The sequence below is a fragment of the Lysinibacillus sp. CNPSo 3705 genome, assembly GCF_028674935.1.
Classification (GTDB): Bacteria; Bacillota; Bacilli; order Bacillales_A; family Planococcaceae; genus Lysinibacillus.
In genome coordinates this window covers 153,655-180,090 of the sequence record NZ_JAQZSD010000008.1, presented here as the reverse complement: position 1 = coordinate 180,090, position 26,436 = coordinate 153,655, and the positions used below count along the sequence as shown (strand labels likewise).

30 protein-coding genes and 1 other annotated feature are annotated in these 26,436 nt (G+C 38.5%); of the genes, 2 read left to right on the top strand and 28 right to left on the bottom strand.

The genetic code is table 11. The features are described from left to right. The first annotated feature begins 93 nt into the window (after positions 1–93). Positions 94–1,611 carry a putative polysaccharide biosynthesis protein gene (locus tag PVA17_RS05465; RefSeq protein WP_274067109.1) on the top strand — a complete coding sequence of 506 codons (1,518 nt, stop codon included), beginning with the start codon at positions 94–96 and terminating at the stop codon, positions 1,609–1,611. On the opposite strand, the gene PVA17_RS05460 is transcribed toward PVA17_RS05465, so the two are convergent. The 8 genes from PVA17_RS05460 to PVA17_RS05425 all read right to left on the bottom strand — a co-directional run bounded on the left by PVA17_RS05460 (position 1,608) and on the right by PVA17_RS05425 (position 9,194). Further along, the gene (locus tag PVA17_RS05460) at positions 1,608–2,243 is read right to left on the bottom strand and encodes a DUF421 domain-containing protein (protein ID WP_132356974.1); all 636 of its coding nucleotides are present in this window, start codon (positions 2,241–2,243) and stop codon (positions 1,608–1,610) included. The genes PVA17_RS05465 and PVA17_RS05460 overlap by 4 nt on opposite strands. Positions 2,244–2,665: 422 nt before the next feature. After that, positions 2,666–2,926: a preprotein translocase subunit YajC gene (gene yajC, locus PVA17_RS05455; protein WP_132356975.1), complete on the bottom strand. Its 261-nt coding sequence runs from the start codon at positions 2,924–2,926 to the stop codon at positions 2,666–2,668. Between the two features lie 167 nt (positions 2,927–3,093). Further along, positions 3,094–4,239 (bottom strand): tRNA guanosine(34) transglycosylase Tgt, encoded by a 1,146-nt coding sequence (gene tgt / locus PVA17_RS05450; protein WP_132356976.1) that lies wholly within the window; start codon positions 4,237–4,239, stop codon positions 3,094–3,096. A 54-nt stretch (positions 4,240–4,293) separates the two neighbouring features. Then, positions 4,294–5,337 carry a tRNA preQ1(34) S-adenosylmethionine ribosyltransferase-isomerase QueA gene (gene queA / locus PVA17_RS05445; protein ID WP_248716677.1) on the bottom strand — a complete coding sequence of 348 codons (1,044 nt, stop codon included), beginning with the start codon at positions 5,335–5,337 and terminating at the stop codon, positions 4,294–4,296. Positions 5,338–5,354: 17 nt separating this feature from the next. Next, on the bottom strand, positions 5,355–6,359 hold the full coding sequence (gene ruvB, locus PVA17_RS05440; RefSeq protein WP_132356978.1) for a Holliday junction branch migration DNA helicase RuvB: 1,005 nt from the start codon (positions 6,357–6,359) through the stop codon (positions 5,355–5,357). A gap of 18 nt (positions 6,360–6,377) precedes the next feature. Continuing rightward, on the bottom strand, positions 6,378–6,998 hold the full coding sequence (gene ruvA, locus PVA17_RS05435) for a Holliday junction branch migration protein RuvA (protein WP_053596159.1): 621 nt from the start codon (positions 6,996–6,998) through the stop codon (positions 6,378–6,380). 296 nt (positions 6,999–7,294) lie between these two features. Beyond that, positions 7,295–8,092 (bottom strand): phosphotransferase, encoded by a 798-nt coding sequence (locus PVA17_RS05430; protein ID WP_132356979.1) that lies wholly within the window; start codon positions 8,090–8,092, stop codon positions 7,295–7,297. A gap of 70 nt (positions 8,093–8,162) precedes the next feature. Then, on the bottom strand, positions 8,163–9,194 hold the full coding sequence (locus PVA17_RS05425; protein ID WP_132356980.1) for a LysM peptidoglycan-binding domain-containing protein: 1,032 nt from the start codon (positions 9,192–9,194) through the stop codon (positions 8,163–8,165). A 140-nt stretch (positions 9,195–9,334) separates the two neighbouring features. Here PVA17_RS05425 and PVA17_RS05420 point away from each other — a divergent pair, with 140 nt between their 5' ends. Beyond that, complete coding sequence (locus PVA17_RS05420) at positions 9,335–9,868, top strand: transcription repressor NadR (protein WP_274067108.1); 534 nt, start codon at positions 9,335–9,337, stop codon at positions 9,866–9,868. Between the two features lie 130 nt (positions 9,869–9,998). On the opposite strand, the gene PVA17_RS05415 is transcribed toward PVA17_RS05420, so the two are convergent. The 20 genes from PVA17_RS05415 to PVA17_RS05320 all read right to left on the bottom strand — a co-directional run bounded on the left by PVA17_RS05415 (position 9,999) and on the right by PVA17_RS05320 (position 26,330). Continuing rightward, positions 9,999–10,388 carry a thiol-disulfide oxidoreductase DCC family protein gene (locus PVA17_RS05415; RefSeq protein ID WP_274067107.1) on the bottom strand — a complete coding sequence of 130 codons (390 nt, stop codon included), beginning with the start codon at positions 10,386–10,388 and terminating at the stop codon, positions 9,999–10,001. 24 nt (positions 10,389–10,412) lie between these two features. After that, positions 10,413–11,288 carry a prephenate dehydratase gene (gene pheA / locus PVA17_RS05410; protein WP_132356983.1) on the bottom strand — a complete coding sequence of 292 codons (876 nt, stop codon included), beginning with the start codon at positions 11,286–11,288 and terminating at the stop codon, positions 10,413–10,415. 461 nt (positions 11,289–11,749) lie between these two features. Further along, entirely contained in the window at positions 11,750–12,205 is a 456-nt protein-coding gene (locus tag PVA17_RS05405) for an ACT domain-containing protein (protein ID WP_053484814.1), read from the bottom strand. Positions 12,206–12,231: 26 nt separating this feature from the next. After that, positions 12,232–13,521, bottom strand: coding sequence for a GTPase ObgE (obgE, locus tag PVA17_RS05400; RefSeq protein WP_132356984.1), 1,290 nt, complete (start codon positions 13,519–13,521; stop codon positions 12,232–12,234). A gap of 5 nt (positions 13,522–13,526) precedes the next feature. Next, a complete protein-coding gene (locus PVA17_RS05395) occupies positions 13,527–14,054 on the bottom strand; it encodes a Spo0B domain-containing protein (RefSeq protein WP_132356985.1) in 528 nt (175 codons plus the stop codon). A 290-nt stretch (positions 14,055–14,344) separates the two neighbouring features. Then, positions 14,345–14,644 (bottom strand): 50S ribosomal protein L27, encoded by a 300-nt coding sequence (gene rpmA / locus PVA17_RS05390; protein ID WP_132356986.1) that lies wholly within the window; start codon positions 14,642–14,644, stop codon positions 14,345–14,347. After that, positions 14,641–14,997 (bottom strand): ribosomal-processing cysteine protease Prp, encoded by a 357-nt coding sequence (locus tag PVA17_RS05385; RefSeq protein WP_132356987.1) that lies wholly within the window; start codon positions 14,995–14,997, stop codon positions 14,641–14,643. Before PVA17_RS05385 ends, rpmA begins: the two co-directional genes overlap by 4 nt. A gap of 16 nt (positions 14,998–15,013) precedes the next feature. Then, on the bottom strand, positions 15,014–15,322 hold the full coding sequence (gene rplU / locus PVA17_RS05380) for a 50S ribosomal protein L21 (RefSeq protein ID WP_036124117.1): 309 nt from the start codon (positions 15,320–15,322) through the stop codon (positions 15,014–15,016). A 14-nt stretch (positions 15,323–15,336) separates the two neighbouring features. After that, positions 15,337–15,412: a sequence feature (ribosomal protein L21 leader region), on the bottom strand. A gap of 45 nt (positions 15,413–15,457) precedes the next feature. Beyond that, positions 15,458–16,069, bottom strand: coding sequence for a zinc metalloprotease (locus tag PVA17_RS05375; RefSeq protein WP_132356988.1), 612 nt, complete (start codon positions 16,067–16,069; stop codon positions 15,458–15,460). Continuing rightward, positions 16,059–16,613: a M23 family metallopeptidase gene (locus tag PVA17_RS05370; protein WP_274067106.1), complete on the bottom strand. Its 555-nt coding sequence runs from the start codon at positions 16,611–16,613 to the stop codon at positions 16,059–16,061. The genes PVA17_RS05375 and PVA17_RS05370 overlap by 11 nt, the downstream gene beginning before the upstream one ends. Positions 16,614–16,706: 93 nt before the next feature. Further along, entirely contained in the window at positions 16,707–17,504 is a 798-nt protein-coding gene (gene minD, locus PVA17_RS05365) for a septum site-determining protein MinD (RefSeq protein ID WP_132356990.1), read from the bottom strand. Position 17,505: 1 nt separating this feature from the next. Continuing rightward, positions 17,506–18,174, bottom strand: a complete 669-nt coding sequence (gene minC, locus PVA17_RS05360) for a septum site-determining protein MinC (RefSeq protein WP_132356991.1) — start codon at positions 18,172–18,174, stop codon at positions 17,506–17,508. 27 nt (positions 18,175–18,201) lie between these two features. Further along, positions 18,202–18,726: a rod shape-determining protein MreD gene (gene mreD, locus PVA17_RS05355; RefSeq protein ID WP_132356992.1), complete on the bottom strand. Its 525-nt coding sequence runs from the start codon at positions 18,724–18,726 to the stop codon at positions 18,202–18,204. Beyond that, positions 18,726–19,652 carry a rod shape-determining protein MreC gene (gene mreC / locus PVA17_RS05350; RefSeq protein ID WP_274067105.1) on the bottom strand — a complete coding sequence of 309 codons (927 nt, stop codon included), beginning with the start codon at positions 19,650–19,652 and terminating at the stop codon, positions 18,726–18,728. Before mreC ends, mreD begins: the two co-directional genes overlap by 1 nt. Positions 19,653–19,665: 13 nt before the next feature. Beyond that, positions 19,666–20,685, bottom strand: a complete 1,020-nt coding sequence (locus PVA17_RS05345) for a rod shape-determining protein (protein ID WP_132356994.1) — start codon at positions 20,683–20,685, stop codon at positions 19,666–19,668. 602 nt (positions 20,686–21,287) lie between these two features. Further along, on the bottom strand, positions 21,288–21,959 hold the full coding sequence (gene radC, locus PVA17_RS05340) for a RadC family protein (RefSeq protein ID WP_132357282.1): 672 nt from the start codon (positions 21,957–21,959) through the stop codon (positions 21,288–21,290). A 34-nt stretch (positions 21,960–21,993) separates the two neighbouring features. Continuing rightward, positions 21,994–22,587, bottom strand: a complete 594-nt coding sequence (locus tag PVA17_RS05335; RefSeq protein WP_132356995.1) for a Maf family protein — start codon at positions 22,585–22,587, stop codon at positions 21,994–21,996. A gap of 99 nt (positions 22,588–22,686) precedes the next feature. Further along, positions 22,687–23,334, bottom strand: coding sequence for a hypothetical protein (locus tag PVA17_RS05330; protein ID WP_132356996.1), 648 nt, complete (start codon positions 23,332–23,334; stop codon positions 22,687–22,689). A 450-nt stretch (positions 23,335–23,784) separates the two neighbouring features. Beyond that, complete coding sequence (locus PVA17_RS05325) at positions 23,785–25,038, bottom strand: bifunctional folylpolyglutamate synthase/dihydrofolate synthase (protein ID WP_274067104.1); 1,254 nt, start codon at positions 25,036–25,038, stop codon at positions 23,785–23,787. Then, positions 25,035–26,330, bottom strand: a complete 1,296-nt coding sequence (locus tag PVA17_RS05320) for a bifunctional folylpolyglutamate synthase/dihydrofolate synthase (protein ID WP_483308003.1) — start codon at positions 26,328–26,330, stop codon at positions 25,035–25,037. Before PVA17_RS05320 ends, PVA17_RS05325 begins: the two co-directional genes overlap by 4 nt. Between the last annotated feature and the right edge of the window lie 106 nt (positions 26,331–26,436).

The window sequence follows — 26,436 nt, the reverse complement described above, 5'->3', positions numbered from 1 at the left end:
TTTGAATCATCTCCAATCAAAGTTGTATCGTAAGACATGTCTGCATACAAATAGTGTAAATGAATTTTTGTGGCTTGAGAAGGGACGGATGGCATGAGTTCTTTTGTACGGGGTACACTATTTTTAATGTTCGTAATTTTTTTATCGAAACTCTTTGGCTTCTTTTATAGAATGCAGTTTATGCGTATCGCTGGTGAAGAGGCAGTTGGCATTTATATGACAGTCTATCCGGCGTTCATTTTCTTCATCTCACTCATTCAACTTGGACTACCTATCGCTGTGGCAAAAATTGTAGCAGAGTTACTAGCAAAAAACAAACGCGAAGGCATCTTTGGTGTTATGCGTACGGCTATACTTTGGTCATTTATTGGAATGATCATCTTTATGCCGATTGTTGCACTTACTATACCATATATATCGACTACTCTTTTACATAATGAACAAACAACATTCACGCTTTGGATTGCACTCTTTGCTGTACCAGTGTCAGTTGGTTCTGGATTATTGCGCGCTTATTTACAGGGTATTGCGAAAATTACACCAACAGCTTGGGCTCAAATGATTGAACAAATTATTCGCATTAGCTTCATCACATTTACACTGCCGTTTGTCGCTGCCTATGATAACGCTGCCGTTACAGCAGCCACTGCTATGGGTATTACGCTTCTAGCTGAAGTTGTTGCTTTCTTGTATTTGTGGATGCATTATATTGTCTCAAAGAAAAAATTATTGACACGGAAAAACAAAATCGAGGCTTATCCTGCCTCCCCAATGTTACGGATTGCCATACCTTCTGCAGGAAGCAGGCTGTTTGGATCTTTTACTTGGTTTTTAGAGCCAATCATTTTTTTAAAGGCTTTAACAATGGCTGGTTTAACGGCCTCCGCAGCAACCATTTTATATGGGGTTATTTCGGGTGTACTAGTCCCACTATTATTATTCCCAGCCTTTGTATCTGCTGCACTTTCGATTGTCCTTATACCGGCCGTTAGTGATGCCGTGGCACGCCAGCATATACCACTTCTACAGGAACGGATTTCTGTATCATTGCGACTATCATCCTTAGTGGGCTGTGTAGCTGCTACGTACTTTTTCGTTCATGGAGACGACTTAGCTATGAAGCTCTTTCACTTACAAGAAAATCGTGGGTATGTGAAAATATTGGCCCCTATTTTTTATTTTTATTATATACAAAGTCCATTGAATTCTATTTTACAAGCAATCGGTGAGGCTCGTGCAGCAATGATGAACTCCATTTATGGAGGTCTTGGTAAACTTTTTGTTATGTTCGTACTTGCTTCTCAGCCTGGAATACAAGAAAAAGGTGCCGTTGTAGCAATTGGCTTTGGTGTTTTATTAACTTCATTCTTGCATATCGCAACAGTAAGACAGCGTAAAAATTTGCGTGCTGGCTTTAGAATGTTTGTAGTGCCATATAGCTGCTTTATTGCTGTTTGTGTTACTCAGTATTTCCTGATGCAAATAATGCCACTGCCTTTTATTTTAAGTAGCTGTGTAACCTTGTTTTTACTATTTACTTTCTTACTATTTACCAATCAGTTGCGCATAACTGATTTGCGCTACCTTCGTAAGCTGGCCAAGAAAGTTTAAGATTCTTTCAGCTGGATATGAAGCCGATCTTCCTCCCAAACACAAAAAAACACAGTGTTACTATCTGTAATATTATTTTTAGCAAGCTCTGCCATTAACCAATCAGTATCTTTATGCAAGACCTTTAAATGCCTATCCTGAATATCACCGTCGATAATAAGTGGGTAAACAAATGCCTTTTCATCTTTTTGGTATACGGACAAATTGCCGGAGGGCTCTAGATAGGCATAAGCAATATCTGTAACGGAAGCATTTCCGTTTTCGCGTAATTGTTGACACAAATCATCTAAATTATAGCGTTGCTTGCGCATTTCACTTTCTAAAATGACACCATCCCTTATAAGCAATACAGGATCACCATCAACTAGGTCACGGAATCTTTTATTTTTGAGTGAAATATATGCCGTTATTATTTGAATGAAAAACAATATGATGATGGGTAAAATTACTTTAAATAAAGGACTTTCGAAATCATCAAGTGCAAATGCAGCAACCTCAGCCATTAAAATGGATACGACTAAATCTATTACAGACAATTCGCCGACCTCACGTTTACCCATTAAACGAAAAATTATTAGGATAAACACATATAAAAAGCATGTTCTAAAAATAATTGTAAAATATTCTTCCATGCAGTCACCCCCAATTCATAAGGTGACCGTATACGTTACTTTTTATACAAAAAAGCCTTGTCAAAAATGAATTCTGCATTTTGACAAAGCTTTACATATAGTGTAAGGCGTTGTCCACTTTTTGGACAACGCCTTTAAGATTAATTTCGCCTTGGCGTAAATAGCCTGAATTTTGAATTGTGCAGGCACAATTCATTCCTTGGAAAAATCCGTGACATCCACCATAGGCTTTAGATCAACGTGATGTTGGTTACTCAGTCGGTGTTCCGTCGCTGTCGCACAAATAACTTGCCACAAGACGTGACGTTCTTAGACTGAGTTCCTTTATTTTAGTAGGTTTTGGTTTGCCCACGGCAAAGAAATCTCTACCGTATTCATTTCATTTTATGATGCGGACATTTTCTACTGAATGAAGGTATATATTAGTTATTTACAATACGTCCGATTGCCTGACGATCAAATTTTACGCGCACATTGTCTGCGATTTTTAATGTTATAGTTGTGTCCTCAATTGAGTCAACCTCACCATGTAAGCCACCGATTGTAATAACTTTATCTCCACGTTGCAAATTACTCTGCATATTTTGTGTTTCCTGCTGTCTCTTTTTAGCAGGGCGGATTAAAATAAACCACATTGCAACGAACATGATTAAAATCATGATTAAGCCAGAATATTGTTCCATGATTCTTGCCCCCTTTCCAATTCTTATTTAGTATAGACTATTCCACCATAAAAAAGCGACGGACAAGCCCAAATTTTTTCTACATTACTAATATTTTTTCTAAGATAGACATTTTTTTGCTAGAATTATTCACATTTCACACAAATTTACATGTCTTTTTACTAATATTAGAAGTTCTTCGCGTTTGGTCCATTAAAGCCGTATTTCTCGAAAAATTCTTCTCGGAAATCACCCAGACGGTCCTCACGTATTGCCTCACGTACTTGTTCCATTAGCTTCAACAGGAAGTGTAAGTTATGATAAGTCGTTAAACGGATACCAAACGTTTCTTCTGTACGGATTAGATGACGAATATATGCGCGTGAATAGTTTTTACATGTATAGCAATCACAGTTAGGATCAATCGGTCCGAAATCACGTGCATATTTTGCATTTTTAACAACTAAACGACCTTCAGATGTCATTAATGTGCCATTACGGGCAATACGTGTTGGTAATACACAGTCAAACATATCAATACCACGAATAGCACCATCAATTAATGAATCAGGTGAACCGACACCCATTAAATAACGTGGTTTATTCGTTGGCATTAACGGTGTTGTAAACTCTAATACTCGGTTCATAACATCCTTAGGTTCACCAACAGATAGCCCCCCAATTGCATAACCTGGGAAATCTAGCTCTACTAATGCTTCCGCAGAACGACGACGTAACTCCTCGAATTCTCCCCCTTGAATAATTCCGAATAGACCTTGGTCTTCTGGACGTTTATGTGCTTCTTTACAACGTTTAGCCCAACGAGTTGTACGGTCTACTGATTGCAGCATATAGTCATATGTCGCAGGGTAAGGTGGACATTCATCAAAAGCCATCATAATATCTGAGCCTAAATCATTTTGAATTTCCATCGCCTTTTCTGGGCTTAAAAACAATTTGTCCCCATTCAAATGATTGCGGAAATGAACTCCTTCTTCTTCGATTTTACGGAATTGACTAAGTGAGAACACTTGGAAACCACCTGAATCTGTTAAAATCGGGCGATCCCAGTTCATAAATTTATGCAAGCCACCCGCTTCCTTAACAATATCATTACCTGGTCGTAGCCATAAATGATACGTATTTGACAGAATAATACCTGCATTCATGTCTTTTAATTCCTCAGGTGACATTGTTTTAACAGTTGCTTGTGTACCAACAGGCATAAAAGCTGGCGTTTCAAAAGAGCCATGTGGTGTATGCACGATGCCAAGGCGTGCTCCTGTTTGCTTACAAGTATGAAGTAGCTCATAACGAATTGCTGGTTGTGTCATAATTATAAAAATTCCTCTCTTATCTAAAGTAAAAACAGTACTCCGATTTTTTCTTTATTCTCCCTTTGGACGAATAAACATAGCATCACCAAAGCTAAAGAAACGATACTTTTCTTCTACAGCTTGATGATATGCACTTAAAATGGTTTCTCTTGTTGCAAGCGTACTAACAAGCATTACAAGGGTAGACTTTGGTAAATGGAAGTTTGTGATTAAACCATCTACAATAGTAAATTCATATCCCGGATAAATGAAAATAGACGTCCAACCTTGTTCTGCTCGTACTTCGCCTTTATATTTAGAGCCGATAGTTTCTAGTGTACGTGTAGAGGTAGTACCAACTGCTATCACTTTTCCACCATTACTTTTTACTCGATTTATGATAGATGCGGTTTCTTCCGTTACACTATAAAATTCAGCATGCATTTCGTGATTTTCAATTGAATCTACGCTTACAGGACGGAAAGTTCCAAGTCCCACATGTAAAGTGATAAATACAACTTCGACCCCTTTTGCTTTTACTTGCTCTAATAATTCTTCTGTAAAATGCAAGCCTGCAGTTGGTGCTGCCGCTGAGCCACGCTCTTTTGCATAAACCGTTTGGTAACGATCCTTGTCCTCTAATTTTTCACGAATATATGGAGGTAGTGGCATCTCACCAAGTTGCTCTAAAATTTCATAAAAAATCCCATTATATTTAAACTCAAATGTACGCCCACCATGCTCAAGCTCTCCTGTACAAGTAGCTGTCAGTAAGCCATCTCCAAATGTTACAACTGTGCCGACTTTTACACGTTTGGCTGGTTTAACAAGTGTTTCCCATTCATCCGTACCTGCCATTTGCTTTAATAGCAGTACTTCTATATGAGCACCCGTTTCCTCTTTAACACCCATTAAACGCGCTGGTAAGACCCTTGTATCATTTAACACAAGGCAGTCTCCTGCTTGTAGTTCATCTAATATATGAGCAAAATGATGATGCTCTACATTTTTTGAGCCTGGCGTCACTACCATTAAACGACTAGCTGTACGGTCCAAAAGTGGTGTTTGTGCAATAAGCTCTTCTGGCAATTCAAAATCAAAATCTTCTACACGCATGAAAATACTTCCTTCTTCTAGGTTTGTTGGGGATATTCATATCCAAAATGTTCGTAGGCTGAATGTGTTGCCACACGTCCACGTGGCGTACGCTGTATAAAGCCAATTTGCATCAAATATGGCTCATACACATCTTCTATCGTTACTCGTTCCTCGCCTATAGATGCTGCCAGCGTATCTAAGCCTACAGGGCCACCACGGAAGCGCTCAATCATATTGGTCACAAGTTTATGGTCAATATGGTCAAGCCCTCTAGGATCGACTTGTAATAGCTCGAGCGCTTGCTTAGCAAGTCCCTCCGTTATCATACCATCTCCGAGCACCTGTGCATAATCTCGCACTCGTTTTAGCAAACGGTTAGCAATACGGGGTGTACCACGTGAGCGTGTCGCCATTTCAAGTGCTGCTACTTGCTCAATCTCAACATCAAATAAATGCGCACTACGTACAACAATTTCTGCAAGTGACGTATTATCATAATACTCTAACCTCAACAACACGCCAAAGCGATCTCTTAAAGGTGCTGATAATGCGCCAGCTCTTGTTGTTGCACCGACGAGTGTAAATGGCGGTAAATCAAGTCGAACAGAACGCGCTTCGGGGCCTTTACCAACGACAATATCTAAACAAAAATCCTCCATCGCAGGATAAAGCACCTCTTCTATGGCACGAGGCAGGCGATGAATTTCATCGATAAATAGCACGTCCCCTGGTTCCAGTGAGCTTAAAATAGCTGCTAAATCTCCAGGACGTTCGATCGCAGGGCCGCTAGTCATGCGTACATTGACATTCATTTCATTAGCAATAACAGCAGCTAATGTAGTTTTACCAAGTCCAGGCGGTCCATATAGCAGCACATGATCTAAACTTTCCTGACGAAGCTTTGCTGCTTCAATGAAAATTTGTAAATTCTCCTTGACCTTATGTTGACCAATATATTGTGCTAATCTTTGTGGCCGTAAAGATAATTCAAACTGTTCATCATAGCTACCTGCCTCACTAGCAATCATACGTTCAGGCATGTACTTCCCCCCCTTTCACTATTTTAACTTTAATAGCAATTGTAAAGCTTGTTTCATAAATGCATCTGTTGTTTCAAGTTTGTCATTTTCTTCGAGCTGTGGACGTATTTTTTCTAATTCTTTTTCAGAATAACCAAGTGCCATTAAGGCAAGAATAGCTTCTTCAAGCTCATGTTTATATGGATTCACACCAAATAACGGTAGCTCATCTTCTGTACTTGGTAGCTCAATAGTCTCCAACAATCCGCCAAGTTTACCTTTTAAATCTAAAATCATTTGACGTGCCGTTTTCTTACCCACACCGGGAAACTTTACTAAAAATGATTCATCTTCTCGTTCAATGGCACTGATAACCTGTTGCGGGTTCCCAGTAGCTAAAATAGCAAGTGCACCCTTCGGTCCAATTCCTGACACTAAAATAAGTTTACGAAACAGTTCTCGCTGATCTAAATTTGGAAAGCCATATAACACTTGTGCATCCTCACGTACATGCAAGTGAACAAAAATTTGTTGTTCAAGAGCCGATGTCCGGAACGCAAATGGATTTGGTGTATTTAGCTGCCAGCCAATCCCTTGTTGTTCAAGGACGATATACTCAGGAGTTATACGCTTTACTTGTCCTTTTAAATAATCATACATTCTATAATCCCTCACAATCATCGTCTTCGATTATAGCATATTACGAACGAATGCTCGACTATAACAAATGCGCTAAAGCGCTTGTTTACATCTGACAAGCGCTGGAGAGCCCGAAGCAAAAGTAAGCGATCCACCACTTTTGCCCGAGGGATCGAAGCGACCTCGAGGATGTAGCGCTTTAGCCTAGACGAAAACTATGCTCTAGGTTATCCACGATTAAAAACCTATAATTTCCTTAATATTTAGAAACAACACATGTAGTCGTTCACATAACAAAAATGACCGCCAAAAGACGGTCATTTCTTTATCATTTTATCAATATCGTACCACAGTTTTGGCCAATATGTGAGCGCCCGTTTTGTAAATGGCACTAAATAATCTAAAAATAACAGTTGTTGGTTCAATGGTAAATCCACTGCAAAAAGCCATTCACGTAATAGCTCATTTGGATATTTTAAACGATGTAGCTTTTTTTTATCTAATCGTTTCAACTCTGGTAGCTCAGCAAATATTTTACCAAGGTCATAATCTACGGCAGGCAATACACGATGTAACCATAAAATGTATTCATCATCTGCTTCCCCTAGGTGAGCCAAATCAAAATCAATTAAACGTAATTCCCCATCTGAGCACCATAAAAAATTATGATGGACGACATCTCCATGTAAAAGCGTTATTTCTTTTTCAGGTACATCTTCCTGAGCGATTAGCTGTAACGATTTCTCACTATAATGTAAAATTTGATTGATTTCTTCTTTTGTTAAAAATGCACGAAATTCATTCCGTCTGCTTTTAAAACGCATATGACGCATTTGCCATTTTAAAAGCTGTGAATAGGTGTGCAAACCTGGCACCCGCTGCCAAGCAATTTTTTTATGTGTATCATGTAATGTATTTAAGAGCTTTAGTGATTCCTTCCGATCCTTTAGATGTGCAAAATTAGCACTATGACTTCCTTCTTGCCAATCTTGCACGATTAAATACTCATCTTCACTTTTCATTAAAGGTAAGATTAGCGATGGCTCCAAATGTCCAAGTCGTCGATGTATAGCCCTTACCTTTTCCGCTATCTCTATCTGCTTTGCTCGTTTCACAAAATAATTTTTGGATTGATATTTATACTTCCAAATATTAGGTTTTACTTCTTCAATGATATACGCTTTTTCACCATCGATAAGGCGTCATCCCGCCTGGAGAAAAATGCGGTGACATCCATGGTCCTACCGAAGAATGTGGCATATGGCAATGTGATGGACATGGCATTGGGCATGGTGGTGGACATGGCGGTGGACAGTAACATTGGTCCATTTGCCACGTCGGCATCATGGCTGGTTGTGCGTGACAACCACATGGCTGTTCCATTTCCGGCATTTGCTGATATTCAGGGCTCATAGGGAAGAATGGAGATGTACTAGATTCTAAGAAATCTCCCGCCCCAGCAACTTTTTCGCATCCCGTTTCACATGATGGTTGCTCTGGCATTGTATACGCCTCAACTTGCGGTTCCATAGGCATTGGCATTGGCATCGGCATCGGCCAATACATATGATGATGCACTGGCTGATGGCAGCTTGCACAATGTGGTACTGCAGGCATTTGTGGCATGATAAAAATCGGTTGCGGCATTGGTGCTGGTGGTGGCGCCTCCGGTTGGGCTACGGGCTGTGGTTGTATTTGAATTGGAGAAACATTTTGCTCTACACTTGGCATGACAACGTTTTGATTCCAGCTAAGCTCAACAGGCGCTGGCTGAGGCATCGGCATTGGCATTGGATAAGGAATTGGAATCATCTGTGGTTCTGGCATTGGTGGCGGTGGTACAATAATTGGTGGTGGCGTTGGTCTTTGCACCTCTTTTTCTTTAACGTGCCTTGTAGGTGACTCCTTGTGCATATGCTCTTTGTGCATGTGCTCCTTATGCCCCTCCCTATGGGATTCTCTCTGGCCTTCTCTATGTCCACCCTCTCTATGTCCTTCCCTATGTCCTTCCCTATGCATTCCCCAATCTGTTTCTCGATGATGTTCTCTATGTGGTTCTTTGTGTATTTTTTCAGGTAGGATAATTTCCATGCCCGGTACAATATAATCTGGATTAGCAAGATGGGCATTCAGCCGCTTTAAATCTTCAAACGAAACTCCGTACTCTTTCGCAATCTTCCACAACGTGTCTCCCTTTTGGACAATATGAATACGCAATTTTTTCCTCCCTTCCTCTCTTCGTATCATATGTTCAATGTTTCATTTGGATACAAAAATTTCACGCAGTTGGAAATGCTTCATGGTACACTAGTTTTAAGGAAAACTGCTTCCTTTATTACAAGCAGAGGTGATCTCTTATGAAAAAAATGTTAGGCGAAGAACGCCGACTGCAACTCCTAGCACAACTAAAAAAAAGTGCAGCACCTATAACAGGGACGGACCTAGCTAAATTCGCTAATGTTTCTAGACAAGTCATTGTCAATGATATGACATTATTAAAGGCTAGAAATGAACCTATTATTGCAACTAGCCAAGGATATCTTTATATGCATCAGGAACAATTACAGCAAACTGTTGATCGTACAATTCCTTGCTTCCACACTGCCGAGGATGCAGAAGATGAACTTATTACAATAGTTGATTGCGGTGGTACAGTAAAAAACGTTATTGTTGAACACCCAATTTATGGGGAAATTACCGCATCCATTATGGTTTCTAACCGTCATGAGGTAAAACAATTTATTCAGCGTGTCAATGAAACACAGGCAAGTTATTTATCCGAACTTACAGGTGGTACACATCTTCATGTAATTTCTGCTCCTTCTGTTGACATTTTAGATTTAATTGAACTTACTTTACAAAAAAAGGGTTACTTAGTTGTAGATCAATAATTTAACAAGCTTTCCTTAGCTGCTAGCTTTCACAAAGACTAGCAGCTTATTGAATTAAATGATTTACTTGAGCTCTCCTTTACAGATTTCAACAAAAAGAGCTATCCACTTTACTTGGATAGCTTAAAAGTTAGAGAAATCTTTTTCGTTGTGAAGATGTCGGCATTAAACATGCTGCTTTTCGTCCAAAAAGACGATATCTATTTTTGGCAAATAATCGATACATTTTATTGCGTATAGATGGAGGAATTATGATGAAAATACAATAAACAGGCCAAAAACTATCTAATCTCCTACAGATTTTAAGTGCTGCTGTAGATTCAAAATATACCTTTCCCTGTTCGATTAATAGGACACTATCAATATTTTCTGGCACTTTATATTGGGCAAGTAATGCCTGCCCAGCTTCACTTTGGATGGACGCAAATTGAAAATACTCTGCTCGATCATATTTGATAATAAATTGCACACTACTATCACAAAAATTGCACACTCCGTCAAATAAAATAATGCCCCCCACAATGATCCCTCCTAGCCACTGTAATTACTCGTCCGATGTTAGATAAGTAAAGTATGTACCAAGTGACTTCACCTTGCAACCAAGTGCAGCTAGTTCTTCCATAGCACCACGCATCATAGGCTCCTTTTCATCTGCTAATACATCAATCATAAAGAAATAATCACCTAAGCCTGTTTTTAATGGGCGTGATTCGATTTTACTTAAATTTAATTGTCGCCATGCAAATACTGATAATACTTGATGTAATGCCCCTGAACGGTCCGTTGGCAATGTAATCATGAAAGTTGTCTTCGCCTGTCCATCAGATAATTCTTGCGGCAATCGTCTATTTTGTTTTGATAACACGAAGAAGCGTGTATGGTTAAAATGGAAATCATGAATATCAGGTTGCACGATTTCTAAGCCATATTTAACTGCTGCCGCTGCATTTCCAACTGCCGCCATGCACTCGTTTGGATTTTCAGATACAAATTTCGCAGCTGCTGCTGTAGATGTCGTTTGATGTAACGGAACATGACTGAAACGATAAAATAGGTATTTATGACATTGGGCTAGAGCATGTGGATGTGAATAAACACCTGTAATCGATTCCCAATTGTCCTTTTGCGCTTTATTGACCATTAAATGCTGCTGTATTTTTAATAGAAGCTCACCTGTAACATATAGGGTCGCCTCATGGAATAAATAATCAAGCGTTAGCGATACAGATCCTTCTAAAGCATTTTCTAGTGGTACAACCGCTAAATCTACTTTCCCCTCAGCTACTGCTTCAATACATTCTGGAATTGTAGAACAAGGGACAAGCCACTCATTCGGAAAAGTTGCCTTTGTTGCTAAGTATGTAAATGAAGCTTCTGGTCCTAAATAGCCAATTCGTTTTTCCCATTGTTGTTCTGTCATTACATTTACCTCCTTCACTACAACTTGTAGCTTTTTGATTTTATATTAAAGTGGCTCATCACCATGACGTGGCGTTCGATGAGCCGCTTTGCTCGCTCCAGAATGTCATCTGTCACGCTGATCCCCAAGGAGTCGCATAGTCGGAACGAACAACGTTCTAACAAATAGTACCTCAACTTTTTGATAATGAGCTTCTTGAATTTAACTAATGATTCGGAATTTTACATCTATAAAAACCTTTTATATTTTTCTATCAAATATTAGATGGAGACAGAATATGAGGCATTTCTATATGCTAAGCAATTGCCTTTCTTCTTAAATTGTATGATAGATTTTTGTGATAGTGTTTTATCTTTTGTAATAGAATAAGGAGCTGTCCCATGAAGCGATTCACTACACCACACGGGACTGCTCCTTTTGAGTTTACTTACATTCTGTCAAAAATTCAAGCTTGCTTTTAGTTACAATGCACCAGAACTAATTACTTCCGCTGACTCTACAAAATCTAAACGCTTGAGCTGCTGTATTAGATCATCAAGTTCACATGTCATACTAGTTACATCTAATGACAATGTAACATTTGCGCGTCCTTGGATCGGTATAGTTTGATGAATAGTCAGTACATTACAATGTGTAATTGTCACCGTTTCTAAAAGCTTTGCAAGTGTTCCTTTACGGTCCTGAAGCTGTAAAAAGACTGTTAAAATGCGTTCCTGCACAATTGAGTGAAAAGGAAATACAGCATCACGATATTTGTAAAACGCACTACGCGATAAATCCACCTGCTTTACCGCATCCCAAATGGAGGATACCGAACCACTTGAAAGTAAGTGTTTCGCCTCCAAAGTTTTTTGCATAGCATCCGTTAAAACATCTTCACGAACTAAATAATATCGCTGATTCGCAACATTCTTCATACGCGCTTCCCCCTAAAACTCTTGTCTTAATCGACAAATTCAAATTCAAACTCTTGCAGACGAACTATATCGCCATCTTGTGCTCCGCGTTCGCGTAAGGCTTCATCCACACCCATTGCACGCAATTGACGAGCAAAACGTCGAATACCATCTTCACGGCTAAAGTCAGTCATTTTAAATAGGCGTTCAATTGCGTAACCACTGATGATAAATGTACCATCATCATCACGAGTAATTTCGAAATCTTCACCTTTTGCTTCGTGTTTATACATTACCGTTGCTTCGGATTGCTCTTCTAAATCATCATATAGAGGGAATTCAGGCGTTACTTCAAGTAAATCTGCAATAGCAAATAGTAACTCTTTTAAACCTTGACGTGATACTGCTGAAATTGGGAAAATTTGAACGTCTTCTCCCACTTTTTTGCGGAATTCCTCTAAGTTTTCTTCTGCTTCAGGCATATCCATTTTGTTGGCAACGATAATTTGAGGACGCTCTGTTAAACGAAGATTATATTGCTTTAGCTCTTCGTTTATCGTTAAATAATCCTCGTATGGATCTCGGCCTTCCATTCCTGACATATCAATAACATGGACAATAACACGTGTACGTTCAATATGTCGTAAAAACTGATGACCTAGTCCTACCCCTTGGTGTGCTCCTTCAATAAGACCAGGTAAATCTGCCATCGCAAAGCTTCGATGATCATCTGTTTCAATCATCCCTAAATTAGGGACAATGGTTGTAAAATGATAGGCACCAATTTTCGGCTTCGCAGCAGAAACAACAGATAAAAGCGTTGATTTCCCAACACTTGGGAAACCTACTAGGCCTACATCTGCTAAAACTTTTAACTCTAATATAACATTTAATTCTTGTCCTGGCTCACCTTTTTCAGAAAGTTCTGGCGCTGGGTTTGCCGGTGTTGCGAAGCGTGAATTTCCACGTCCGCCTCGGCCAGCTTTTGCGATAATCGCTTGTTGACCATGTTCAACTAAATCGGCAATAACCGCACCTGTTTCTTCGTTCATTACGACTGTGCCTGGCGGTACTTTAACGATTAAATCGTCTGCACGTTTACCATGCATTCCTTTACTCATACCATGCTCACCACGGTCTGCCTTAAAATGGCGTTTATAGCGGAAATCCATCAAAGTTCGTAAGCCCTCTTCAACTTCAAATACTACGTTACCACCATGTCCGCCGTCACCACCAGCTGGACCACCATTCGGTACATATTTTTCTCGGCGGAAGGCAACCATTCCGTCCCCGCCGTCGCCACCTTTTACATAAATCTTAACGTGATCGACAAACATTTAGTTCACTCCCTATTTGCTTTCAAGACATATTGCCAGCACGAATTCGTCTGTTCAATTGTTTGAATGTCTAATTGTTTCAAACCTTTTTCGGTAAATGCATCAGCACTCCATAGCCCATTTAGCGTGAATGTCACGGCAAATGTATGTTCGTCAACACGTACATCGAGCGCTAAACTCTGCTCTGTAAATGGATCTAATGTATCATAAACATGCATAACTGTTTTGTTTAAGTAATCTACAACTTCCGAATCAATAGTATTTGTAACAGGCTTTTTTATGTCCCCGCTTAACTTCATTGGTAATGAAGGATAGCGCCAGCCTCCTGTTTGCAGCCATTCTATTGTTCGTGGTAATTGTAGACGATTAAGGATAGAAAGTACTTGTAATTGCTCAGAATACTCTTGAATAAGTTTTTTCGATTCATCAATTCTACCTAAATCTAAATTCATGCGAATAAGCTGAAGCTGATTCACATAATCATGATTTGCAAAACGTAATACTTCACTAATGGTTAGTGATTGATTGTTCATCCCATTCACTCCAATAAAGTTATCTTTACTAGTATAACAAGTTTTGCTGTATTTTTCCCTTAATTCTTCATTCAATTATTCCGAGGTATAATTACATCCGGAATCGGCTTTGTGCTTTGTTCTGAAGATGTGTGTTGTGCGAAAGCGTATTGCTAACGTAGCATCGATAGTAATTACTCAGTCGTGTGTTGCTGTCGCTACAGAAATAATTGCTGAAAGAAGTTGTATTTTAGCCAAAAAAAGGACTGCAATAAATGCAGTCCTCCGCTTTATGTTATCTTTTTAAAAGATTAAGCTTCTTGTGATGCTGGGTATACAGATACTTGTTTGCGATCGCGACCTAAGCGTTCAAATTTAACAACGCCGTCAACTTTAGCAAATAGTGTATCGTCACCACCACGACCTACGTTTGTACCTGGGTAAATTTTTGTACCGCGTTGACGGTAAAGAATTGAACCACCAGTTACGAATTGGCCATCAGCACGTTTAGCACCAAGGCGTTTTGACTCAGAGTCACGTCCGTTTTTAGTAGAACCTACACCTTTTTTCGATGCGAAAAATTGTAAGTCTAAAGTTAATAATAATTTCATTCCGTTCCACCTCCTACTTGGTTGTAGTTGATTTGGATGTATTGTCCGTAATTTTGCACCATAGAATACACTTGGGCAGTCATTACTTGGACAATTAACTGTAGTTTTGCATCAATCTCAGGCTCTAATTCTGACGGTAAGTTTACCTTAAGATAACCTCCACCTTCAGCAGCTTGTTCGATTTCTGGCTGTAATTGTAATAGTGCATAAATAGCATTTACTGTACCAATGGCAATTGTAGATGCTCCAGCACATACTAAATCCTTACCAGATTCATCGTATTCTGCATGTCCTGAAAATTCAAATGCTGACACATGTCTATTTTCATCGTGATGAATCGTAACTTGTATCATTCGCTACACCTCACAATTAAGCGTTGATAGCTTCAACAACTAATTTTGTGTAAGGTTGACGGTGACCTTGTTTACGACGGTAGTTCTTTTTAGCTTTCAATTTGAAAACAACGATTTTTTTCGCACGGCCTTCTTTAACAACTTTAGCTGTTACAGTAGCGCCTTCTACGAATGGAGCTCCAACTTTAACGTTTTCGCCACCAACGAATAAAACTTTATCGAAAGTTACAACCTCGTCAGCTTCTACACCTAATTTTTCAACATAGATTTCTTGACCAGCTTCTACTTTGATTTGTTTACCACCAGTTTCAATAATTGCGTACATTTTACTGCACCTCCTCTTAGACTCAGACTCGCCTGTTTATAAAGGTGATCTTACGATACTTAAACCTTTCCAGTGCGGTTGCAGTAGCACAGGTGCTACAAACAATAACATTAAAATATTACCACAAGATTTTTTTTAAGTCAATCTATTCATTACATATTTCTCAAATGCTAAACGATATTTTCGATAATTCCATTCCTTAAACACTTGAAGCCATATAAATAAACATAAAATTGCTAAAAAAATAGATTGTGGAAGGTAACATAAAGATACCATGAATAGTATAAAGGCAATTAGAAGAGAAAACCAGTAGTAATATTCAAACGCACGAACACTTGGATTGAATAAAAATAAGCACGCTAAAAATACTCTACCACCGTCTAACGGAATAATCGGTAAAACATTTACTGCTAATAGCACAAGTTGCACATTAATAAGTTTAGTAGCAAGCAGTTCTGGCATAAAAAAAGCGAGGCCAATCCCTAATATTGTAGCGATTGGTCCCCCTAAGGCAATCCAAAGGAGTGACGTTGCAGGCACAACCGCTGGATTTTCAAATTCTATTTCCCCTCCGTAAGGTGCAATAACGCATGATTTTACTTTTACGCCACAAAGCATTGCCATGAACAAATGACCAGCCTCATGCCATAATAACGAAGATAAAACAATGGCGTAATAAGCAATTTGGCCAGTAAAAATCATTAAAAATACGAGAGGGATGCATAGAAGATGTAGTTTAATTTTCATTGGACGCCGCTGTTTCAAGCCACTGTACAATCTGCTCTAAGCTATATTGTGTCTTATCTTTTTCAATCGAAATATAGAGTTGTCCCGCCTCTTTCATGCCGATTAAATCGTTTGCCTGCACCGTTGTATATGGAAGTTGTGCTAAACTATCCAGCATACCATAGGATACTGTTGTACCATCATCATAGCTTATTGTCATTGTCTTACCGGTATATTTTGTATGGCCAGTAAAAACGACAAGTCCATTCTTCCCAGCATAAACCGGTAGGCCCATGTCATATTGCAATAAAAAACCTTCCTTAAAAATTTGCGCATTGGCAAATGATAATAGTTCAGTTTGCCCAACATCACTCGAAACTAAAATTGTTGTATCCTCTTTATTTAGCCAGCTTTGTCCGAGCTCACTTAAGTAGGTTAAATCTGCTGATGTTGTAACAAGTTTCCTCACAGGTGTTTCCAATACACCTTGATCCTCTAAACGTATTACAAGCATTATTGCGGCCACAAGCAGGATTGTGACCAACCATTTCCATTTTTTAAACAAGCCCTCATCCTTTTTTCACACTATATGAGATTGCATGTCCATTCATGCACAAGAAAAAAACCTTCTCGTACAAATGCACGAAAAGGCTGATGATTATTTAGAAAATAACGCTTTTAGTTTTGAAAATACACCTCTATTTTCATCTTCAATGGCCATAAGTGGCACAGATTCGCCAAGAATTCGACGGGCAATATTACGATAGCCTAGAGATGCTTTATTAGTAGGATCCATTACTACTGGTTCACCTTTATTGGAAGAGGAAATAACCCCTTCATTATCTACGATGATCCCTAATAAATCGATTGACAAATGTGTTGTAATTTCATTAACATCCAACGTATCACCGCTTTTCATCATATGCTGGCGAATGCGGTTAATAATTAGTTTAGGTGCAGTAATTTCTTCCTGTTCGAGCAAGCCAATAATTCGATCTGCATCACGAACGGCAGAGATTTCTGGTGTTGTTACAACTATTGCATGATCTGCACCAGCAACAGCATTGCGATAGCCTTGTTCAATGCCCGCTGGACAGTCTATTAAAACATAGTCATAGTCTCTTTTTAATTCTTCTACTAAGCTCTTCATCTGCTCAGGTTTAACAGCATTTTTATCTGTTGTTTGAGCAGCAGGTAATAAAAATAGTTTCTCATCTACACGTTTATCTTTAATTAACGCTTGATGAATCTTACAGCGCCCTTCAACAACGTCTACTAAATCATAAATGATCCGATTCTCAAGACCTAAAATGACGTCCAAATTACGAAGTCCAATATCGGTATCTACTAAACATACTTTCTTACCTTGTAGAGCCAATGCAGTCCCCAGGTTAGCCGTTGTCGTTGTTTTTCCGACACCGCCTTTACCTGAAGTTATGACGATCGCTTCTCCCACACTAGCTACCTCCCTTAGACACATTTAATAATGGTCGAATATTTTTTAACGCGTGAATTTGATCGTACGTAATGCGTCCATCCAAGCCAATAAATGCACAAGTCATCTCTTCATGTTTAATTGCTTTTACATGCTCGTCCGACATTGCCTGAACCTGATCAGCAATCATAATATGTGTGGCTTCAAAAAGAGATGCTGCAATGATTGCCTCCTTATTACCATGAACACCAGCATGCGCAATGCCCTTGAGTTTACCTAGGACATACACATTGCCACCCGCTTCTACACGTCCGTTCGGATTGACATTCCCTACGATAATAATATCTCCTGACGAACGCAGAACTTGACCCGATCTGACCACACCAATATATGTATCTTGTTGACTTTCAATCCTTTTCTGGTTGCTCTCATGGACAGTCAGTACTTCACTTTGCACCTTTGAAACAATTAGTTGCTCAGTTTCCTGAACAATTTTAATAAGCTCTTTGATTTGTTCAGCAGAACAGTATCGATAGCCCAAATATAATTGTACATCTACTTTACTATCGATACCGCTTTCTGACACTTTCTTTTTAAGCTCTTCTACTAAATCGACATACGCACATTGATCGTCTAAACGAAGAACAAATCCATCCTTTGTTCCCTTCATATTAACTAACTGTTTTTTCATGAATGCCTCACCTCACGTTGCTCTTTATTAAGAAACTTCACGTGCTCTCTGCAAGACACGCGCATTAATTAGATACTTGAAGGCCCAACCAAGAATCATTAAAAACAATGCATTTGCAATGATCGTTGGCAGCAGTCGTGAACGTAAGAATTCCGATAATGGGATCGTTGTAAAGTCGATAAGATAGAAGAATTGATAGAGTATAAATTCTAAAATTGCTACTAAAACAACTGAAATCGTCGTTGTCACAACTAAGTGCTGATGAATAACTTTCACAATAGACCCTGCTATAAAACAAATAAGCGGAAACAGTACTGAATATAATCCAATAATATCAATGTAAAACACATCATACAAGACACCAAAAAAAAGTCCATACATTACCGCTCGCTGACGGCTGTAATAGATGGATATAAATATTAAATATAAGATTAAAAATCTCGGAACTAAATAAAAGATTTGCCCTTTCACTTCAATCGGTGAAAACATAGCAAACTCCGGTTCTACCAAAAATAGTAAAACTGCCACAGAGGGGATGAGAAACCGAACCATTATTCCGCCTCCTCTTTACCCTTTTGTGGATGTGTTAAATCCTTGTTCGATGTATTATCAACAGATTTATTACTATCAAATCCATCTATTACGGTAGCGGACCGTTTAGCAATAACAACATAGTCTAAAATTGAAAAATCAGCAGCTGGTTTAACATAGGCCATTTTTGTTAAGCCAAAATCATCTGTACTTACTTCAGTTATTTCTCCGATTGGCACATTTTTAGGGAAAATACCGCCGAGTCCTGATGAAACAACTTGCTGACCCTTTTTAATTGTTAAACTTGAATCGATTCGCTTCATGATGAGTTCATTACGCTCTTTATCATAGCCCTCAATTAAACCGTATGCTTGATGATCTCCTTGAACCATCGCAGAAACACGATAGTTTGATTTATCAGTATATAAAAGCTCTACCTCAGACGTGAAGGGTGTCACTGAAACAACTTTACCAACTAACCCTTTTGCTGTCATAACTGCCATATTTTTTTCTACACCATGTGAAGATCCTTTATCTAAAATAATCTTCTGTTCCCACTGGTCAGGATTTCTAGCAATAACTGTGGCATGAATCGGATCATAAGCTTTTAAACTTTCCGATTTGTCCGTAAGCTCTTGAAACTTTTTAATATCAGATTTCAAGTCCGATGCCTCAGCTTGTACGGCTGCAAATTCATCTAAGCGTGCTTTTAAACGTTTATTTTCTTCATACGTGTTTAAGAGGGAATCAATACTATTAAAAACACCAGTAATATAATTCGCCGGCTTCGCAACAATAGATTGTGCGACGCCGACAGTGTCTTTAATAATTTGCTCTGGTAAAGTTGCATTCGTCCGTTCACGTAATGAGAAGCTAATCAATGCCACAAGAAAAACCATGCCTACGAGTAGCAAAATTAATTTCTTATTGAAAAAAAAATGTGGCATTGCCTAAACCCCCTTACCCTTTAACTTGTTGTTGACGAATTAAATCAATATGCTCTAGAGCCTTACCTGTACCAATAGCAACACAGTCTAGTGGATCTTCTGCGATAAATACTGGCATATTAGTTTCTTGGCTAATGACTTTGTCTAAATTCGTTAATAACGCACCACCACCTGTTAGTACAATTCCGCGTTCCATTACGTCTGCAGATAATTCAGGAGGTGTTTGTTCAAGGGTTTTTCGAACACCATCAATAATAGATGCTACCGCTTCACGTAAAGATTCAGAAATCTCCTGCGAAGAAATTTCGATCGTTTTCGGTAACCCTGTTAAAAGGTCGCGTCCTCTAATTTCCATTCTTTCTTCTGGACCCTCAGCCAATGCTGTACCAATTTCCATTTTTACTGCTTCTGCAGTACGTTCACCAATTGTTAAGTTATATGATTTACGAATATAAGAAATGATAGATTGGTCCATTGCATCCCCGCCAACACGCACGGATTCACTTGTTACAATACCACCTAATGAAATAACCGCTACCTCTGTTGTACCACCACCGATATCAACGACCATTGACCCTGTTGGATCCCATACTGGTAAGTTCGAACCGATTGCCGCTGCAAATGGCTCTTCAATTGTAAATGCTTCTTTAGCGCCTGCTTGGCGAGCAGCATCAATAACCGCACGTTGTTCAACCGATGTAATACCATAAGGCACACAAATCATAACATTCGGTTTTTTCCAATTGCCACCAGAATTTTTACAAGCTTCTTTTAAATAGTATTCTATCATTGCTGTAGTAATATCAAAATCAGCAATAACGCCATCTTTCATAGGACGGATTGCTACGATTGACCCAGGTGTACGACCAATCATATTTTTCGCATCATTACCAACTGCAACAATATCTCCCGTTTTTGTATTTTTTGCTACAACTGAAGGTTCGCGTAAAACGATTCCCTTCCCTTTAATAAACACTAATGTATTCGCTGTGCCAAGGTCAATCCCGACATCTTTACTTCCTAATCCAAACAATTTGTGTACTCCCTTTCTATTTAAGCCATACTTTCGTTGACATCAACTACACTCAGGCGTATTTACCCCCCGAGTCTCTATCTTCATTCACCCCGGTGTTGGACACCTACTGAAAAAAAACTACACACTCATTTATCTCACACCTGTTGGAGTGAGAGTCTTTTTCTGAATAAAAATAAAATCATACCGTTCATTATAACGGAAAAACGCAAGAATTTGTAGTGCCACATACCTCTTCTCGCGGAAAAGATACTATTTTAATTCCCACCCAAACAAAAATAGTATGTATAGATTAGCATATAATTTTTATTCTTGTAAGACAACGTGTAATAGGCTACCAATTTTTGTGAATATTATAGACATTTCTACGAATACAGTAACGTTTTCTATCAAAAAAGGTTCGCTATTAATTTTACTTTACCGCAAAATAATACAAAATATTTATTTTTAAAATAATAAAAGCCATTTGATTATTTTATCTAAGGAAATAAAAAAACCCTGCAAAATATATTGCAGAGCTCCATTATGCCCCGGCATAATTGCGTGACATCTCCGGAGGCTTTAACTTCTTTCAGCGGATGTTTGACACCCGCTAAAAGAAGTTAAAAATATCCTTTTTCTTTCAAACTAATGAACTGATGATCACCGATAATAAGATGATCAATTAAATCAATGCCTATAATATAACCAGCCTCTAAAATTCTTCTCGTCACTTCAATATCCTCATCACTAGGTGTTGGAACCCCGCTAGGATGATTATGAGCACAAATAATAGCAGCCGCTGATCTTTTTACAGCTTCGCGATAAATCTCCCTAGGATGGACGATTGAAGCATTTAGACTGCCTATAAAAATCGTCTGTCTATGAATAATTTGATTTTTCACATTCAGAAAAAGAACTACGAAATGCTCCTGATTCAGTGAGGTCATATCAGGCATTAAATAGGCAGCTGCATCTTCCGGTGAACGAATCGTATATTTTTCATCGTTATATTTCTGTGCGAGACGTCTACCGAGTTCAATTGCTGCTAATAATTGAATGGCTTTGACCTCACCAATCCCTTTAATAGCAACCATTTCTTCTATTGTTGCATGTTTCAAATGATGTAAACGTTCAAAAACGCTTAGAACACGATTTGCAAGTACAAGAACAGATTCTTCTTTCGTGCCTGTTCTTAGTAAAATCGCCAGCAGCTCCTGATTCGATAAACTCATCGCTCCTTGTCTCCGAAGTCTTTCACGTGGTCGATCCTCTATATTAACGTCTCGTATCATCGTCCTTGGTAAAACATCATTTGGCAAAAAAGCTTCACTCCTTCGCAAATTGGATAATATTAAGTGCTATCAAATACGTAAACAACGCTGCAAGTGGTAAGCCGACTACATTGTTATAATCTCCTTCGATTCGTTTAACTAGAAGGGTTCCAGCAGTTTGAATGCCATAACCACCTGCTTTATCGAAAGGATCTCCCGAATCTACATACGCTTCAATGAGCTCTTGCGATAAGTAATGAAAAACAACATTTGTCTCTTCGACGAATGTAGTTTCATTACCGTTAGGCTCAATAATGGCAACAGCTGTCATGACCGCATGACGCTTACCTGATAAGCGCAATAAGTGAGAAATTGCCTCCTCACGATTTTTAGGTTTATGGAGTAACTCATCATCATAAACAACAATCGTATCTGCTCCAATAATCGTGGCTTTTGGGGCTTTTTTCGCCACATCACGTGTTTTTAATAGAGCTACACCTTTCACATAATCTTGCATTGTAGTTGCCTGGACGCTTGTCTCTTCTACTTCACTAGTTATTATGTCAAATGGCAGTGATAGCATTGCAAGCAATTCCTTTCGTCGTGGTGAAGCTGAAGCTAGCACTAGCTTGTGATTTGTTTTAAACATTATCTGACCATTCCTCCTTATTAGTTATCATAACGGAGAATGTTGGATTTGAAAATTTTCTAAATATCAAGATAATGCTAATTTCATCATCTTTTGTACTTAAAATTTCACTTGAAGACAAGCATTTTTCGATTTGTAATGGGCAAGAACTTGTAAGCGAACGATGCTAATATCTGTTGAAATAGACGAGGCTGCCGCTCCAATAGATTGCCAATCAGCAGGCAACGTAGAATCCTTCGATTTATCCTTAAAATTTAATTTTGTTGCATTTTTGTCAGCTAGCACAGATGGAAGTTCTGCAATCGTTGCCTCCTTACAACTGTCACCGCTTAAAGTAAATGCTTTTTTAAATGTTGGGGGATCTTTTAAAAAGACAAGCTGACTTTCATCTGTAACCATACTTGTCCAAACATAAAATTTTCCGTCAACCTCGACAATGGCACTTTCTTTTAATGAAGGATGTTCAGCTACAAACGAGCTTGCACTTTCATAATTTGAATAGACCCCTGCTTGACTTGCAAAAAACATCGGTCCGTTCGTTGCTCCTCCTGCTGTCGGAATTGTTTCTTTTGATGAATTAGCATTATTACTTTTAGTGGCTACCTCAGTGTTATCATTTTTTAAAGAAAATTTAGTACTTGCTTGAAGAATACCTAAAAAAAGGGCTACACCAAAAAGTCCAACTATTCCTCCAATAATCATCGCTCGAAATACTTGTTTTTTCATCACATGACTGACAATTTTCATTCAATCATCACCTCTTTCTTTAACATATCAAAGTCAATTTAGACAAGACGGTATTGTTACAATTTGATATATAAGTATATGTATAAAAGAATGTGTAAATGCGAATTTACTATATTTTGATTTAATAGTTATTTTCGATGTTTCACTTGAAATTTAAATATTTTTGCTATGAAAGTTTTACTATAAAAAAGAGGTAGATTCTTTACTCTACTATTTGTAAGATTAACTTTTACAAAAAAAGGGAATAGAGCATCAATGGTTGCGTTCCGACTGGGCGCTTTTAATCATTTTCACCAAGAAGAAATTTTCGATTAAACGAGAATAAATGGAAAGACCGGAGTACCCAAAAATTAAAGAATTATTTTTCACACTAAATTTAAAAAATCAGGACTCATTTTTAATGAGTACCTGATTTTTTACTGCAAATATATTGTTCACTCAAACTAGATGTTAAATATTTTTTAATCTACTTCGTACTTCAGTTAATAAATACAACGAACCCGAGACAATCGTTCTCGATTTGTTTTCTGACTGTCGTTTTAAAAATTGTCCATAATCCTCTAAAATTGCTTTATGAGAAGCATTCGACAGCTTAAGCATATTGTGAGCAGCCATCGCACGGGGATTATTGAAATCAACAAAATAAAAACAATCACTTACCTGCTCGAATTGCTGCAAAATCTCTTTTACAGCCTTATCCGCAAGAATACCAATTACAAAAGTAATCTGCTCATTTGGAAACTCTTGCTTAATCGTTGCGATTAATTCTTTAGCACTCGCTGGATTATGCGCACCGTCTAAAAAAATATAAGGCATAATTTCTTCAAAACGTCCTAAAATAGTTGCGTTTTTCACAGCTTTTTGAACAGCCTCTGCACTAACTTGTAACTCTAAAGCGGTCGCCACTTCAAGAAAGGCTGTAATAGCTAGTGCCATATTATTTGCCTGATGGGCCCCCTTCATTGTGCGCGTAAGCTTCGTTACATGGAAGCCATTGCCTTTATGCATATAGCTCTCCCCACCTTGCTCTTGTTCCACATAAAATTGATGATTTAGTTCAAGAACGGCTGCATACTTTTTTTGAGCTTCCTGATAAATTAATTTCTTCGCTTCTAACGGTAGATCCCCGATAATAACTGGACGATACGGCTTAATAATTCCTGCTTTATGACGGGCAATACTTTCAATCGTAGTTCCTAAAAAATTCGTATGCTCTAATGCGATACTCGGTATGATTGACACAATTGGTGTAACCACATTCGTACTATCAAGTAAGCCGCCCATTCCTGCTTCAATAAGGGCAATATCCACATCACTAGCGACAAAGTGTAAAAATGTTGCAACCGTTAAAAGTTCGAAATCTGTTAGTTTCCCACTTAGTCCGGCAGTCTGCATTTGTTGAAATACATCATTCATTTCCGCTTCTGTAATAGCTTGACCCGCTACTTGAATTTGGTCATGTACGTCCACAATACAAGGAGACATAAATTTACCAACACGTAAGCCATGTTCTTTGGCGATAGATTCTAGCAATGTAAGTGTAGAGCCTTTACCGTTAGTCCCTGCTAAATGCACGACTTGCAATTTGTTTTCTGGATTACCTACTCGTGCTAATGCCTCTTCAATCGCAGTTAGACCAGGTTTAATAACATTATCACTCTGAACATTCCACTTTTCCTTGTAGCTATTCAATTTTGGAATCATCGTTGTTCCCCCTGAAGCCATTGTCGTATTTCAGCTATAAAATACAATGAGCCTGTAATGACGATAACATCCTCATTCTTATTTCTTTGGTGTAGCATCGTTTGCACTATGTCACGCCATTGCGCATTATACATTTTGTTCGTATTTGTAGATAATGCAGCTAATTGATCAGCAGGCATAGCATTTGGTAGCTCAATTTGTGTAAATGCAATGGATGTAGCAATACTATCCATTAAAGCAATACTTTTCGCATGATCTTTATCCGATAGTGCTGCATATATAAATCGATAGTTTTGGCGTGGATAGACCGTTTTAAGCGTTTGAATTAGTGCGGTAGTTCCTTCAGAATTATGTGCTCCGTCTAATATAATATTGCCCGGTAATTGTTCAAATCGGCCAGCCCACTGAGCTTTTGCCAGAGCTTGACGAATTGATTCATCTGAAATGTCAATGGCTCCATTCTCTCTTAACGTCAGGATTGCTGTAATCGCAAGGCTTGCATTATTTATTTGATGCTGCCCAGCCATTTTCAATGGGACAGCTACCATCTCCACATTTTCTTTTCGATAATTAAAGTGCTGTATAGTAGTACCTTGTTCAATGTTTTCAACCGTAAAGTTCTTCCCTAAAACAAGACATGGGGCATGACGCTCATTTGCTACCTCTTCGATAACCGTAAGTGCCTCCGCATTTTTAACACCCACTACAACAGGTATATTTTCTTTAATAATGCCCGCCTTCTCAAACGCTACCTTTGCTAATGTATCGCCTAAAAACGCAGTATGTTCTAGTGAAATCGTTGTAATAATTGACATTAAGGGCGTTATGACATTCGTAGCGTCTAAACGTCCACCCAGTCCTGTTTCAATCAGCGCAATATCTACTTCTTGATCCGCAAAATGTTGGAACATAATAAGTGTTACAACTTCAAAAAAGCTCGGAAAGTCACCATCATAATGTGTCTCAATAATCTCAGCAATGTTGTTCATATAGTGTAGAAATTGTTCATCAGAAATTTGAATTCCATTAATAGTCATACGTTCATTAACACGCTCTAAATGGGGTGAAGTAAAGGCGCCAACTTTATAGCCAGCATGTTGTAACATTTCTCTCAGCGCATTCACGGTTGATCCCTTGCCGTTTGAGCCAGCTAAATGGATAGCTCGTAGCCTATCCTGTGGGTTATTAAGAAGTGCTAATACCTCTCGCATTAATACGAGCGGTGCACGTTTATAATCAACTGCCTTTAACGTAAAAATAAAATCTGTACATTCTTGCATCGTTTTAAACAAAAGAAACACTCCCTCTTACTACAATATCTCTATTTTAGTATAAGTAACGCACAATACACATATATTTCGAAAAAACTCTTGTACTTTGAATAAAATACTTTTGCAG

What these genes read in the sequence shown, in the direction of transcription:
- PVA17_RS05465 (WP_274067109.1), top strand. Translation starts at nt 94, where the DNA reads ATGAGTTCTTTTGTACGGGGTACACTATTTTTAATGTTCGTAATTTTT.
- PVA17_RS05460 (WP_132356974.1), bottom strand. Translation starts at nt 2,243, where the DNA reads ATGGAAGAATATTTTACAATTATTTTTAGAACATGCTTTTTATATGTG.
- yajC (WP_132356975.1), bottom strand. Translation starts at nt 2,926, where the DNA reads ATGGAACAATATTCTGGCTTAATCATGATTTTAATCATGTTCGTTGCA.
- tgt (WP_132356976.1), bottom strand. Translation starts at nt 4,239, where the DNA reads ATGACACAACCAGCAATTCGTTATGAGCTACTTCATACTTGTAAGCAA.
- queA (WP_248716677.1), bottom strand. Translation starts at nt 5,337, where the DNA reads ATGCGTGTAGAAGATTTTGATTTTGAATTGCCAGAAGAGCTTATTGCA.
- ruvB (WP_132356978.1), bottom strand. Translation starts at nt 6,359, where the DNA reads ATGCCTGAACGTATGATTGCTAGTGAGGCAGGTAGCTATGATGAACAG.
- ruvA (WP_053596159.1), bottom strand. Translation starts at nt 6,998, where the DNA reads ATGTATGATTATTTAAAAGGACAAGTAAAGCGTATAACTCCTGAGTAT.
- PVA17_RS05420 (WP_274067108.1), top strand. Translation starts at nt 9,335, where the DNA reads ATGAAAAAAATGTTAGGCGAAGAACGCCGACTGCAACTCCTAGCACAA.
- pheA (WP_132356983.1), bottom strand. Translation starts at nt 11,288, where the DNA reads ATGACAGAACAACAATGGGAAAAACGAATTGGCTATTTAGGACCAGAA.
- PVA17_RS05405 (WP_053484814.1), bottom strand. Translation starts at nt 12,205, where the DNA reads ATGAAGAATGTTGCGAATCAGCGATATTATTTAGTTCGTGAAGATGTT.
- obgE (WP_132356984.1), bottom strand. Translation starts at nt 13,521, where the DNA reads ATGTTTGTCGATCACGTTAAGATTTATGTAAAAGGTGGCGACGGCGGG.
- PVA17_RS05395 (WP_132356985.1), bottom strand. Translation starts at nt 14,054, where the DNA reads ATGAACAATCAATCACTAACCATTAGTGAAGTATTACGTTTTGCAAAT.
- rpmA (WP_132356986.1), bottom strand. Translation starts at nt 14,644, where the DNA reads ATGAAATTATTATTAACTTTAGACTTACAATTTTTCGCATCGAAAAAA.
- PVA17_RS05385 (WP_132356987.1), bottom strand. Translation starts at nt 14,997, where the DNA reads ATGATACAAGTTACGATTCATCACGATGAAAATAGACATGTGTCAGCA.
- rplU (WP_036124117.1), bottom strand. Translation starts at nt 15,322, where the DNA reads ATGTACGCAATTATTGAAACTGGTGGTAAACAAATCAAAGTAGAAGCT.
- PVA17_RS05375 (WP_132356988.1), bottom strand. Translation starts at nt 16,069, where the DNA reads ATGAAAATTAAACTACATCTTCTATGCATCCCTCTCGTATTTTTAATG.
- minC (WP_132356991.1), bottom strand. Translation starts at nt 18,174, where the DNA reads ATGAAAAAACAGTTAGTTAATATGAAGGGAACAAAGGATGGATTTGTT.
- mreD (WP_132356992.1), bottom strand. Translation starts at nt 18,726, where the DNA reads ATGGTTCGGTTTCTCATCCCCTCTGTGGCAGTTTTACTATTTTTGGTA.
- mreC (WP_274067105.1), bottom strand. Translation starts at nt 19,652, where the DNA reads ATGCCACATTTTTTTTTCAATAAGAAATTAATTTTGCTACTCGTAGGC.
- radC (WP_132357282.1), bottom strand. Translation starts at nt 21,959, where the DNA reads ATGATACGAGACGTTAATATAGAGGATCGACCACGTGAAAGACTTCGG.
- PVA17_RS05335 (WP_132356995.1), bottom strand. Translation starts at nt 22,587, where the DNA reads ATGTTTAAAACAAATCACAAGCTAGTGCTAGCTTCAGCTTCACCACGA.
- PVA17_RS05330 (WP_132356996.1), bottom strand. Translation starts at nt 23,334, where the DNA reads ATGAAAATTGTCAGTCATGTGATGAAAAAACAAGTATTTCGAGCGATG.
- PVA17_RS05325 (WP_274067104.1), bottom strand. Translation starts at nt 25,038, where the DNA reads ATGATTCCAAAATTGAATAGCTACAAGGAAAAGTGGAATGTTCAGAGT.